Origin of the sequence: Martelella mangrovi (genome assembly GCF_040545495.1) — a bacterium.
In the GTDB taxonomy this organism is placed as follows: domain Bacteria; phylum Pseudomonadota; class Alphaproteobacteria; order Rhizobiales; family Rhizobiaceae; genus Martelella; species Martelella mangrovi.
Genome location: NZ_JBEPLY010000012.1, coordinates 1 through 12821 on the forward strand (window position 1 = coordinate 1; position 12821 = coordinate 12821).

The 12821-nt window shown below is 61.2% G+C and carries 10 protein-coding genes and 1 tRNA gene; 8 read left to right on the forward strand and 3 right to left on the reverse strand.

The annotated features are described in order from the left end of the window. Positions 1–276: 276 nt before the first annotated feature. Positions 277–633, reverse strand: coding sequence for a DUF930 domain-containing protein (locus ABID12_RS15520; RefSeq protein ID WP_435528245.1), 357 nt, complete (start codon positions 631–633; stop codon positions 277–279). Positions 634–808: 175 nt separating this feature from the next. Here ABID12_RS15520 and ABID12_RS15525 point away from each other — a divergent pair, with 175 nt between their 5' ends. The 3 genes from ABID12_RS15525 (at position 809) to ABID12_RS15535 (ending at position 4496) form a co-directional block, all read left to right on the forward strand. After that, positions 809–2923, forward strand: coding sequence for a S9 family peptidase (locus tag ABID12_RS15525; RefSeq protein ID WP_354435018.1), 2115 nt, complete (start codon positions 809–811; stop codon positions 2921–2923). A gap of 17 nt (positions 2924–2940) precedes the next feature. Next, a complete protein-coding gene (locus tag ABID12_RS15530) occupies positions 2941–3081 on the forward strand; it encodes a hypothetical protein (protein ID WP_354435019.1) in 141 nt (46 codons plus the stop codon). A 107-nt stretch (positions 3082–3188) separates the two neighbouring features. After that, the gene (locus ABID12_RS15535; RefSeq protein ID WP_354435020.1) at positions 3189–4496 is read left to right on the forward strand and encodes a DUF2254 domain-containing protein; all 1308 of its coding nucleotides are present in this window, start codon (positions 3189–3191) and stop codon (positions 4494–4496) included. 144 nt (positions 4497–4640) lie between these two features. Here the strand turns inward: ABID12_RS15535 and ABID12_RS15540 are convergent. Then, a tRNA-His gene (locus tag ABID12_RS15540) sits at positions 4641–4717 on the reverse strand. 280 nt (positions 4718–4997) lie between these two features. On the opposite strand from ABID12_RS15540, the gene ABID12_RS15545 reads away from it, so the two are divergent. Both ABID12_RS15545 and ABID12_RS15550 read left to right on the forward strand, forming a co-directional pair. After that, positions 4998–7970, forward strand: a complete 2973-nt coding sequence (locus tag ABID12_RS15545; protein WP_354435021.1) for a PAS domain S-box protein — start codon at positions 4998–5000, stop codon at positions 7968–7970. 257 nt (positions 7971–8227) lie between these two features. Next, complete coding sequence (locus tag ABID12_RS15550; RefSeq protein WP_354435136.1) at positions 8228–9847, forward strand: ABC transporter permease; 1620 nt, start codon at positions 8228–8230, stop codon at positions 9845–9847. A 55-nt stretch (positions 9848–9902) separates the two neighbouring features. On the opposite strand, the gene fba is transcribed toward ABID12_RS15550, so the two are convergent. Continuing rightward, positions 9903–10967: a class II fructose-bisphosphate aldolase gene (gene fba, locus ABID12_RS15555; protein ID WP_354435022.1), complete on the reverse strand. Its 1065-nt coding sequence runs from the start codon at positions 10965–10967 to the stop codon at positions 9903–9905. A gap of 247 nt (positions 10968–11214) precedes the next feature. Here fba and ABID12_RS15560 point away from each other — a divergent pair, with 247 nt between their 5' ends. The 3 genes from ABID12_RS15560 to ABID12_RS15570 are packed head-to-tail and all read left to right on the forward strand — an operon-like array spanning position 11215 to position 12787. Continuing rightward, positions 11215–11979: a DeoR/GlpR family DNA-binding transcription regulator gene (locus ABID12_RS15560; protein ID WP_319519128.1), complete on the forward strand. Its 765-nt coding sequence runs from the start codon at positions 11215–11217 to the stop codon at positions 11977–11979. 44 nt (positions 11980–12023) lie between these two features. Beyond that, positions 12024–12416 carry a group II truncated hemoglobin gene (locus ABID12_RS15565; RefSeq protein ID WP_354435023.1) on the forward strand — a complete coding sequence of 131 codons (393 nt, stop codon included), beginning with the start codon at positions 12024–12026 and terminating at the stop codon, positions 12414–12416. Positions 12417–12418: 2 nt separating this feature from the next. Next, the gene (locus tag ABID12_RS15570) at positions 12419–12787 is read left to right on the forward strand and encodes a DUF423 domain-containing protein (RefSeq protein WP_394706057.1); all 369 of its coding nucleotides are present in this window, start codon (positions 12419–12421) and stop codon (positions 12785–12787) included. Positions 12788–12821 lie beyond the last annotated feature (34 nt).

Here is a 12821-nt window from a genome sequence, read left to right on the forward strand (position 1 = left end):
CGATTTTGAAAGCCGGCTAGGCGAAAACCGCAGTCGTAGCCATAGCTACGGCGAGGATTTTCAACGACGCGGGCTTTCAAAAGCGCCCGGCCCTTAAAGGGTGCGGCTGGAATGGCCGCCGAGGGCGTCAAAATCCTCGCGCGATGCTACGGCATCGCTCTGCGGTGTTTTCCTACTCGGACAGCCATTCCAGCACGCATCATATGAGTCCTAATCATTGACTCTTGGTATGAGACGCGGAAGCGGCCGGAAGGGAAGCCCCGCCGGCCGCGACTTTTAAGGATAGAGATAGTATTTATCCCACTGGGAACGCGGAATTTCGGCGCCGATCCTGAAGCTGAAATCCTTTATCTTCAGCTCGCTCCGGTCGGTCGTGCAATGATAGCTGAGGTGGTACCAGTGCTGATGCGTGCGAAACACGGCGCCGTTGGCATCGATCGTATCGCCCTTCACCACCGGCGGCTCGAACGTATAGGCGATTACCTTATCGGGGTTCATGTCCTTGCGGGCGGCATCGATTCGCGAAAGCGCCTCGACATCACAGCGCTGTTCCAGTTCCTCTTCCGGATCAAGACGCTGAAGCTCGGCGGCAACACGCTTGTTGAGCGCAAAGGCCGGCAGGCCGGTCATCATCACAAGGGCAGCCACCAGAACAGTTCTGAACACGCATATTCTCCCGATTGGACGTAACACTATTACTCTCATATGCACAATGATGCGGGCTGAGGCAAGTCTTCGTCCGGCTGCTTGATGTGACGGGTCAGCCGCCTTATCTTCCGGCAACCTGAAAACAACAAGGCCCGCCACCGTGACTGAATTCAAGAACCTTCCCGCCCCGCCGAAAGCCGCAGCAAGGCCCGTGACCGATACCCGCCACGGCAAGACCCGCACGGATGAATATGCGTGGCTGCGCGCGGAAAACTGGCAGGCGATGTTCAAGGATCCGTCCATCCTCGAAAGCGACATCCGAAACCATCTGGAAGCCGAAAACGCCTATATGAAGGCGGCCATGGTCGATACCGAAGCGTTTCAGAAAAAGCTGTTTGCCGAAATGCGCGGCCGGATCAAGGAAGACGACAGCTCCGTGCCGATGAAGGACGGCGCCTATGCCTATGGCACAGCCTATCGCACAGGCGGCGAGCAGCCCTATTTCTTCCGCATCCCGCGCGATGGCGATCTGCATGACCCGGACCAGCGTTCGGTTCTGCTGGACGGCGACAAGGAGAGCGATGGCAAGGCCTATTTCGACCTCGGCGGTTTCTTCCACACCACCGACCATGCCCGCGCGCTGTGGAGCTACGACGACAAGGGCTCGGAATTCTACACCATCAAGGTGCGCGATCTTGCCGGCGGGCATGACCTTGACGACGTGATTGAAAACACCGGCGGCGGCGGTGTCTGGGCGCCGGACGGCAACAGCTTCTTCTATACCGAGGTCGATGAAAACCATCGCCCGTCCAAGGTCTACCACCATGTCCTCGGCACCGCGCAGAGCGAGGACCGGCTGGTCTATGAGGAAAAAGACCCCGGCTTCTTCGTCGGCATCGGCGGTTCGCTGCTCGATGATTTCATCTTCATCGATGTCCATGATCACCAGACCTCGGAAGTGCACATCATTCCGACGACCGACCTCAAGGCCGCGCCGCATGTCATCGCCCGGCGCGAAACCATGGTCGAATATGACGTCACCGAAGGCGGCGACGTCTTCTTCATCCTCACCAATGACGGCGACGCCAAGGATTTCAAGATCATGGAAGCGCCGGTCTCAGCCCCCGGCAAGGAAAACTGGAAAGAGGTCGTGCCCCATCAGGAAGGCCGGCTGATCCTCTCCCATATGGCCTTTGCCGGTCACCTCATCTGGCTGGAACGGTTCGGCGGCCTGCCGCGCATCGTCATCCGCGACCGCAAGACCGGCGAGGAACATGCAATCGCCTTTGACGAGGAGGCCTATGCGCTGGGACTTCAGGGCGCGCAGGAATATGAGACGGATACGATCCGGTTTTCCTATTCCTCGATGACAACGCCGAGCCAGCTTTACGACTACAACATGGTGACGCGCGAACGCACCTTGCTGAAAACCCAGGAAGTGCCTTCCGGCCACAATCCGGGCGACTATGTGACCCGGCGCATTCAGGCGAAGGCGGAAGACGGCGAACTGGTGCCCGTCAGCCTCGTCTACCGCAAGGATACGCCGCTTGATGGCTCCGCCCCCTGCCTGCTTTACGGCTACGGCGCCTATGGCATTTCCATTCCGGCATCGTTTTCCACCAATTGCCTGTCGCTGGTGGACCGCGGTTTTGTCTACGCCATCGCCCATATTCGCGGCGGCAAGGACAAGGGCTTTGCCTGGTATGAAAACGGCAAGATGTTCTCCAAGAAGAACACCTTCTCCGATTTCGTCGCGGCCGCCGATGCGCTGGTGGCCGATGGCTTTACCTCCTACGGCAATATCGTTGCCGAAGGCGGTTCGGCCGGCGGCATGCTGATGGGCGCCGTCGCCAATATGGCGCCGGAAAAATTCTCCGGCATTATCGCCGCCGTTCCGTTTGTCGATGTGCTGACCACCATGCTGGACGATACCCTGCCGCTGACCCCGCCCGAATGGCCGGAATGGGGCAACCCCATCGCCTCGGAAGAGTCCTACGACTACATTGCAAGCTACAGCCCCTATGACAACGTGGCCGAGAAGCCCTATCCCGCCATTCTGGCGCTTGCGGGCCTCACCGATCCGCGGGTAACCTATTGGGAACCGGCGAAATGGGTCGCCCGACTGCGCGACAAGACCACCGGCACCGCCCCCATCCTGCTCAGAACCAACATGGATGCCGGCCATGGCGGCGCGTCCGGACGCTTCCAGCGGCTGGAGGAAATCGCGCTCGAATATGCCTTCGCGCTGAAGGTTTCAGGCAAGGCGGAGAGCTGAACCGGAAGAATTTGCCGATGACCGTCTTCACCGGACTGTTGAGGGCGGTCAATGTCGGCGGCACCGGAAAGCTTGCCGGGCTTTCTGCGGGAACCGCACGCAACCTCAACACGTTGCACAAGCTGGAGGCTATGGCAAAGGCTGTGGTTGCCGGTTGACCGGCATTGTTCTAGTCATAGAAAGCGACACCGGCAGGAGACGTGACACGCGATCCTGCCGACGATCCTGATCAGTCCGGGAAATCCGCCCTGACAGAAAGAGTGCCATGAAACTTCAGCTGTCCCGGCGGTTATGGGTCCTGTCCCAGGTGATGCGGCAATTGTGGTTCGTTGCCGCAATCTACTGTATCGCCGGCATCGCAACGGCGCTTCTCGGCATCCTCCTCAACCCCTATATTCCCGAAGGTGTCGGCGAGGCGATCGGCGTCGATTCCGTCGGTTCGCTGTTGTCGATCATCGCCAGCAGCATGCTGACGGTGCTGATCTTCTCGCTCAACACCGTGGTGCAGGCCTCGTCTGCGGCCGCTAGCAGCGCGACCCCGCGCGCCGTCGGCACGCTTCTGGAGGATCGCACGGCGCAGGCGGCGCTTTCGACCTTCCTCGGTTCGTTCATCTTCAGCCTGGTCGGGCTGATCGCGCTCAATACCAATCTCTACGGCACCGGCGGACGGCTGGTGCTGTTTGTCGCGACCATTGCCGTCATCGTCCTGATCATCGGCATTCTGCTGCGCTGGATCAACTATCTCGGACGTCTCGGCAAGGTCAGCCGCACCATCGAGCAGGTCGAAGATCAGGCGATTACATCGATGCGCAATTACCGGGCCGAACCGTTTCTGGGCGGGACAGAGTTTGACGGACATATGCCCGGCGGGCTTCAGCTGATCGATCCGCCGGAAACGGGTTATCTGCGCTTCGTCGACATGGCGGCGCTGGATGCCGTTTCCCGCAGGCTCGACGCTGATATCTACGTTCTGGAACGTCCCGGCGCATTCATGGCGGCCGGACGGCATATTGCCGGCATCGAACTTCCGCTGGACAGCAAGGTCGCCGGCGAGGATATCATCGCCGAAATTGCCGGGGCATTTACCATCGGCCACGAACGCAGCTATACGCAGGATCCGCTCTACGGCCTGACGGTGATGTCGCAGATCGCCCTTCGCGCGCTGTCGCCCGCCGTCAACGATCCCGGCACAGCGATCGACGTCACCACCCATCTGGTGCGTATCATGGAGGCAGGCGAGCGGCCGGATGCCGATAGCGAGCCGCGCTATTCCCGCATTCATATGCCGGCGATCAGGGCGGAAGAATTCTTCGACGCCGCCTTCACCGCCATGTCGCGTGACGGCGCGAACATGGCCGAGGTGGTCATCCACCTTCTGCATGCCTGTCGCGCGCTCGGCCGGACGGAAATTCCGGAGTTTTCGGAAATGTCGCGCAAGTTTTCCACGCTGACTGTGGCGCGGGCGCGCGAAACCCTGCGCTTTCAATCGGATATCGAACGTATCGAGCGGGCGGCCGATCGCAACAACGCAAGCTCGCCGGTCACCTTGCGGAAAAACTCGCCGGAGCAATAGCGCTTCAATGAAATTGGCAGCCACCCGGCGGTGCCGGCAGAACCTGCATGCAGGAATGATTCGGCGGCGCGAAAGCCTCGACATCGAACGCGCGCGAGCGCGTCCATCTTGTCATTTCAACACAACGACCGAAGAAAAAGAGAATGGTACGGTTGGGTGGGGTCGAACCACCGACCTCAGGTGCCACAAACCTGCGCTCTAACCAACTGAGCTACAACCGCACAAGGACGATGCGCCTTGGCATCGCGGCTCACATAAAAGGCCTGACAGGATTTTGCAAGCCCCTTGGTGCGCGATCTGCAAAAATCGTATCCTTGCCCACACCCGGGAAGACATCGGCGGCACGCAAATCCGCGTATTAACTGTGCGAAACGAAAAGGCCGCGCGCGATCTGGACCACAATCGCCATAATTATTATTAAGAAAGCGTAAAGGGAAGATGCGTCAAAAGCCGCAGGAAAACGCGTCGACCAGCCCCGAACCCGCAACGGACCGAAATGCCATGAGCACGGCAATTCCCCACTACCTCGCCTTTGCCACCCACCCCGCGCTGCGCGGGCGTTCTCTGGCCGGCAAGGCCATGCTGGCCGTCGATGCCGAGGAAAGGCACGTGGTTTTTGCCAATGCGGCCGGAGCGCGGCTCCTTGGGCAAAGCCTGATTTCGGCTGCAATCGGAACCGATGCGGCGGAAAACATACTTCTGCGCCAGTTCATGGCGGTGGCGGGGCGGCTGGCAGAACCGGGCGACACCCGCAATTTCACCGTCAATATTCCTCAACGTTTTCGAAGGGTTGCCCGGCAGGCCGTTGCAAGCCTTCTCGTTCTCGGCGGACGGCGCTACCTGATTCTGGAATGCGAAAACGATATTGCCGACGATGTCATGCAAGACCTTGTCAGCGGTTTCGGCGAGGATGAAGCGCAGCTGGCACTGGTTGACGGCAAAGGCACGGTCACGCACCGCTCCGCCGGTTTTGACCGCACGGGCCTCGACAGCACGGAGATCGGTCCGGTCATAGAGAGCCTTGCAGCGGGTCCCGAATATTATACCGAGCGGCTTGCGACGACCCAAACCGGCATATGGCCGCTGGCGCTTGGGCGGCTGTCGCGCGCGCCGGGACTGTTCCTGCTGTTTGTATCCGAAGATCTGTCCGCAGACCTGAACCCGGTTGATGAAACAGCCGGGGAAGATGCTGCCCCGGATACCAACATCCGTTCTGCACGCGATGTGATCGCAACAATCGATGAAAGCCTCGGCGCCCTGCTTGGACAGGAAGACACGGCTGCGCAGCCCGCTGAGACGCAAAGCCCCGTCGTACGCCGGCAACCGGCCGATGCCGTCGAAAAGGAGGCGCTGCAGCAGGCTGCGGAAACCAGGCACGCCGAAGCAGACACCCGCCGTCCCGCGCGCTTCGTCTGGCATACGGATGCCGCAGGACGGCTCATCGATGTTTCCGATGAACTGGCCGACGCCGTCGGGCCCGATATGGCCGCGGTCACCGGCCTTGATTTCGCCGAGATCGAAACCCGGTTCAAGGTCGCAGGCGGCAGCGCGATTGCGCGTCTTCTGCAAAGCGCCGACACTTGGTCGGGCCATACGGTTCACTGGCCCGTCTCGGGCACGAACATGGCTGTCCCCGTCGACCTTGCCGCTCTTCCCACCTATACCCGCGAGCGTCATTTCGACGGTTTCCGCGGTTACGGGCTGATCAGGCTCGGCGAGGAAACCCAGGTGCCCGACGCAGCGCCGGCCGCCGCCCATACGGCTGAGCGCACCAAGCAGGCACAGCAACTGACGGAAGCAGAGCGCCACACGCTTGACGAAATTGCCAGCCAGCTTCGCTCGGCAGATACGCAGCCCGTGTCGGCGCCCACCGAACCGGCGGACGTCGAAGAAGAAGCCCCTGCCCCGGCACGGGCTCCGGTTATCCTGCGCCGAACAGCCGAACATGCCCCGCGGAACGCAAGCGGCGCGGAAGATCATGCCTCGGCAATAGACGACAGAAAGGATGCGATTCTCATCCAGTCCGGTGAGCGCATTCTGCACACCAATTCCGCATTCCTGTCGCTTGCGGGCTATGGATCGCTGGATGCAGTCATCGCTGCCGGCGGCACCGATGCCCTTATCGAACGCGGGACGGACGACCGGCTGTTCCTGCATACCGCCGATGGCGGTCGGCTGCCGGTATCCCTGCACCTGCAGGCCATTGTCTGGCATGGCGGACGCGCACTGGCGCTGACATTGCGGCCGGAACATGAAACAGCCGGCAGGACCGACCTGCCGGTCTTCAAACAAGACGCGGACAAGGCCAGCGATGACCCCAAAATGCTGCAGGACGGCGATGTCGCCGAGCTGCATGCCATTCTGGACACATCCACCGACGGTATTCTGATCTTCGATGAAAAGCGGCATATCCGTTCGCTTTCGTCCTCAGCTTCAGCTCTTTTCGGCGTCGAAAGCCAGGATGTGATCGGCGAGGATGCCGGCCTGCTGTTTGCCGAAGAAAGCCACAACGATCTCGAATCCCATCTGGAACGGCTGATCGACGGGCATGGCGGCGATGTCATGCATGAAGGGCTGGAAGTCATTGGCCGGGAAGCGGGCGGCGGGCTTATCCCGCTGTTCATCACGCTTGGCCGTCTGCCCCAGTCGGGCGGCATCTGTGCCATTTTGCGTGATGTCACAGCCCTGAAACGCAGAGAAGAGGATTTGCGTTCGGCCAAGCGGGCAGCGCGTGAGGCCGAGGACGAGCGCGACAGCCTCCGTTCGGCCCTGCGCTATGAGCTGAGCCAGCCACTCGATGCCATTATCTCGCTCTCCGAGACCATGGATCACCAGCCCTTCGGCGCGCTCGGCGATAGTCGTTATCACGGGCTTGCCCGCGAGATTGCAAGCAAAAGCCGCCATGCACGCGGTGTTGTCGGCAGGCTGCTCGAGGAGCCGGCGCCAACAGAGCCGTCCGAAGCCGCCCCCGATCCCGGCGAACTTCTGCCCGAAGAGCAGGTCGCGCCCGCAGCGCACGAAACGGCACAGATCAACGATGCCGTCGCCGAAGCCGTGAGCCTTGTTCAGCCGCGCGCCAATGCCCGGCGGATCATCATTCGCGCGGCCTTGTCTCCGGCTCTTGCCAGAACGCCGAGTGATGCGGAAACGCTGAAGGAAATCGCCTTGCAGCTTTTGCAGGGCGCCGTGCAGTTTACCCCTGCCGGTGGTCAGGTCGTGGTTTCAACGGCGGTCGCGGCAAGCGGAGAAACCGTGCTGCGCTTTCGTGACAACGGCATTGCGCCCGCCAGACGGCGCGCCGCCGGTCAGCATGCGGGAGACACCGCCCCCCAGGAAGAGAACCCGCACCTGCAAAAGGCCCGCAAACTGGCCGAAAGGCTTGGCGCGCGCTTCCTCGTGCATGCCGTTCCAAGCGAGGGCATGCTGGTGGAAGTGTTCCTGCCGATCAGGGAAACACGGCCGCTTCATTACTAGACCGGTTCGTTTCCGTTCCGACCGGTCCGATGTGTCCCTTCCGACACGTCCTTTTCCGCTGACACACCGGGCGCGCCTCAGACAGGCGGCATGCGGCCATATTGCGCAATGCGGCAACAGGCAATAAAACCGGTCGGAACCTGTCCACTTTGGCATTTCGGGCTGATGGCGGGGCTGAGATCAGACACGACCGGAGTAGCATGGCCACCGACCACGCCGCTGAAAGCGCGCCCCTTCCCCGCCCGGCACGGCGTCGTATGCCGCATCCCCTGCCGCTGGCAGCAGGTATCATTTGTGCATTGATGCTGCTGCCACTGGCGGCCATCTGCTGGCTGGCCTTTTCTTCGGATTTCTCCGCCATATCCCACCTTGTCGAAACCGTTCTGCCGCGCGTGGCGGGGCGAACCTTGCTGCTTCTCGTCTTCAATGCCCTCGTCACCGGCACGGTCGGCGTGATCACCGCATGGCTGGTGGTGTCCTTTGATTTCCCGTTCAGGCGGCTGTTTTCGGTTGCGCTCGTGCTGCCGCTTGCCATGCCGATCTATCTGGCGGCCTATGCCTTCGGCGAATTCTTCGATTTCACCGGCCCCGTTCAGACCCTCTACCGCTCCGTCTTCGGCTATCAGTCCGCAAGGGACTATTATTTCCCGGATATCCGCTCGCTTGGCGGCGCGGTTCTGGTGATGTCGGCGGTGCTCTATCCTTATGTCTATCTCACCGCCCGTTCGGTGTTTTCCATGCAGGGGCGCAACGCGGCGGAAGTGGCGCGCACACTTGGCGCCGGACGTTTGCGGGTGCTCAGGGCCGTGCAGCTGCCAATGGCGCGCCCGGCCATCGTCGTCGGCCTGACACTGGTGATGATGGAGAGCCTCAACGACATCGGCGCGGTCAAATATCTCGGCGTCAACACGCTGACATTTTCGATCTACGAGACCTGGCTCAATCGCGGCAACCTGGCAGGCGCTGCCCAGCTTTCCGCGATCATGCTCGTCTTCGTGCTAGCGCTGATCCTGCTTGAGCGGGTCGCCCGGCGCAACCAGCGCTACAGCGCCGGACGCTCGGTGACCGGACAGCCCGAACGGCAGCGCCTTTTGGGCGCCAGAGCCCTTACCGCAAGCCTTGCCTGCCTGTTGCCCGTGCTCATTGGTTTCGCAATTCCCGCACTTGTTCTCGCCGGTTTTGCACTCAGGCGGCTCGATGAATTCCTCTCCGAACGCCTTCTCGATGCGCTGATGACCAGCATCGCGGTCTCGGGTCTTGCCGCGGCTTTCGCCGTCTTGTTCGGGCTGACGCTTTCCTATGCAGTCAGAACCCATCCGGGCCGTAAAATCCGCTCGGTGACCCGCCTGGCATCGCTTGGATACGGCATTCCAGGCACGGTGCTGGCCATCGGCGTGCTGATCCCGCTGGCAGGCCTCGACAACGCTCTCGACGGGGCGCTCAGGGCAAATTTCGGCATTTCCAGCGGTCTGCTGCTCTCCGGCAGCGGTTTTGCCATCGTCTATGCCTGCACGGTGCGGTTCCTCGCCATGGCGGAGGGAAGCGTCGATGCCGGTTTTCACAAGCTCTCGCCCAGCCTCGACATGGCCGCACGCACGCTTGGCCGTTCACCGGCAAAGGCGCTCGTCTCCGTGCTTTTGCCGAACATGCGTCCCGCATTGTGGACGGCAGCCCTTCTGGTGTTCATCGAAACCCTGAAGGAACTCTCGGCAACCATCCTGCTGCGCCCCTTCAACTTCAACACGCTCGCCACGCTCGTCTACGAGGATGCCTCCCGCGCGCTGGTCGAAAGCGCCTCGGTGCCTGCCATGATCATCATTCTCGCGGGCCTCGTGCCGGTGCTGCTGGTCTCGCGCTCGATGGATCGCCGGGCGTAAAAAAGCCGCCGCACAAAGCGACGGCCTTCAACTTCAAACATGCTCCGCGCAGCGTTCAGCCGATCTTCGGGGACAGAGAGCCGTCGGCGTAGCGCTTTGCCATATCCGACAGCGGGATCGGCTTGATCTTTTCGGCGTGGCCTGCCGTGCCAAAGGCCTCGAAGCGCTCGATGCACAGCTTGGTCATCGCCTCCATGGCGGGTTTGAGATATTTGCGCGGGTCGAATTCCGAGGGGTTTTCGGCAAACACCTTGCGGATCGCGCCGGTCATGGCCATGCGGTTGTCGGTGTCGATATTGACCTTGCGCACGCCGTGCTTGATGCCGCGCTGGATTTCCTCCACCGGAACACCCCAGGTCGGCTTCATCTCGCCGCCATATTTATTGATGATCTCCTGCAGTTCCTCCGGCACGGAGGACGAGCCGTGCATGACGAGATGGGTATCCGGCAGGCGGCGGTGGATCTCCTCGATCACGTTCATCGCCAGCACTTCGCCATCGGGCTTGCGGGTGAACTTGTAGGCGCCGTGGCTGGTGCCCATGGCCACGGCCAGCGCATCCACCTGCGTGTCCCTGGCGAACCGGACGGCCTGATCGGGGTCGGTCAGCAGCTGGTCATGGTCGAGCTTGCCCTCGAAGCCGTGACCGTCCTCCTTCTCGCCCTCGCCGGTTTCCAGCGAACCCAGCACGCCGATTTCACCTTCAACCGACACGCCGGCCCAGTGTGAAAAATCGCAGACACGCTTGGTCACGCCGGCATTGTATTCATAGTCAGCCGGGGTCTTGCCGTCGGCTTTCAGCGAACCGTCCATCATCACCGATGTGAAACCGTACTGGATCGCCGTCATGCAGGTCGGCTCGGAATTGCCGTGGTCGAGATGCATGACCAGCGGAATATCGGGGTAGAGCTCGGCAAGCCCGTCGATCAGCTTTGCCAGGATCAGGTCGTTGGCATAGGCGCGCGCGCCGCGGCTTGCCTGGATGATCACCGGCGACGACGTCTTCGCCGCGGCTTCCATGATCGCCAGCCCCTGTTCCATATCATTGATGTTGAAGGCCGGCACGCCATAACCGTATTCGGCGGCGTGATCGAGCAATTGTCTCAAGGTAACCCGTGCCATCGCAAATTCTCCTGTTGCCTGACCAACGCCATAGCGGACGCCGGTCTGAAAGTGATTGCCAAGCGTCAAGCCGGCGCCGGCGCCCATGGCTTTATTCTGCAATGATGATAATGCGGGAATGCGAAATCACAAGATTATTTTACAAATATCATATTAATTGTTATTTTAATCGTTTCTATATGTGATATATACCATAATTCATGCTGTTATATCAAAATTGCGGAAACATCGGACTGAGGAGAGGGCTTTGAGGGCGGACGAAAGACGGGCGGCAATGATGGCGCTGCTGATGGAGCGCGGCCAGGCAGGCGTGGAAGAACTCAGCCAGCGTTTTCACGTGTCGAAGATGACGGTTCACCGTGATCTCGACGAGCTGGAAGCCTCCGGCCAGCTGCGCAAGGTGCGTGGCGGCGCCTCGGTTCAGTCTTCCGCCATGTTCCAGGCCGATTTCCGCTATCGCCAGAAGATCGCGGCGAGCGAAAAGGCGCGAATCGCTGCCGCGGCGGCCGCGTTCATCGAGCCCGGCATGACCATGATGATCGACGACTCTTCCACCGCCGCCAACCTTGCCGGACACCTGCCCCAGCGCCTGCCATTGACTGTGATATCTAACAATCTGAGTGTTATTTCTGAACTGGCCGGTATCGCCGGCATCGAACTGATGGCGCTTGGCGGCCAGTACAGCCGCAAGTTCAACGGCTTTTTCGGGTTGCTGACCGAGGATGCGCTGCGCGGGCTCAGGGCCGATATCAGCTTCATCTCTGCCTCCGCGATCTATCAGGGTGAAGCCTTCCATCAGGACCCCGAAGTGGTGCAGACCAAGCGGTTGATCGTGAAGGGTGCCGAACGCCGCGTGCTTCTGGCCGACCACACCAAATTCGGCCGCCCGGGTCTGCACTTCCTCACAGGGCTCGAGACCTTCAGCGCCGTCTTCACCGGCGACGAACTGGACCCGGCGCAAAGAACCGTGCTGACCGAAAAAGGCGTATCGCTCCATTGCATCCCCGCCTGAAATGTTTACATCGGGAATAGTGTCAACGATCCGGGCAAACGCTTATGAACGCGAGGGAAACGATCAGCCTTTACGAGGCCATCGGTGGCGCCGAGGCGGTCAGGCGTCTTGCCCATCGTTTCTACGAGCTGATGGACAGTCTGCCGGAGGCCGCGCATTGCCGGGCCATCCACCCGGCGGACCTTTCAGGCTCTGAAGAAAAATTCCGCGATTATCTGACAGGCTATCTCGGCGGGCCGCCGGTCTATGTCGAAAAGCACGGGCATCCACGGCTCAGAATGCGCCACATGCCCGCCCCCATCGGACCGGACGAACGCGACGAGTGGCTGCTGTGTTTCCGCCGTGCGCTGGACGAAACAGTGCCGGACATCAAGCTGCGCGCCCTCATCCTGCCGCCGGTCGAAAAGCTCGCCTACCACATGCAGAACAAGGCCTGACCATGAACGCCCTGACAATTTCCGCACGCATCCTGCTGTTTTTCGCGGGCCTGACGGGGGCAGCGGGCATCATGCTTGCAGCAGCGTCCTATCATGGAGACAGCGCGGTGTTGCTGTCGGCCGCGCTCGTATGCCTGGCCAACGGCCCTGCGCTGATCGCGCTGGCGCTGCTTTCCATGCGCACCGCCACGGGCCTTGCCGCCGGCATTCTGATGATTTTCGGAACGGTCTTGTTTGCCGGCGATCTCGTGGCCAGAAACTATGCCGGTTTCGGCTTCTTTCCCATGGCGGCCCCGGTCGGCGGCACGTCGGTGATTGCAAGCTGGCTGCTCGTCGCCCTTGCCGCCATCATGCCGGTGCGCAAAGGCTGACCGGCAACCGTTTGCGACCGGCCTAGTCCCGCTA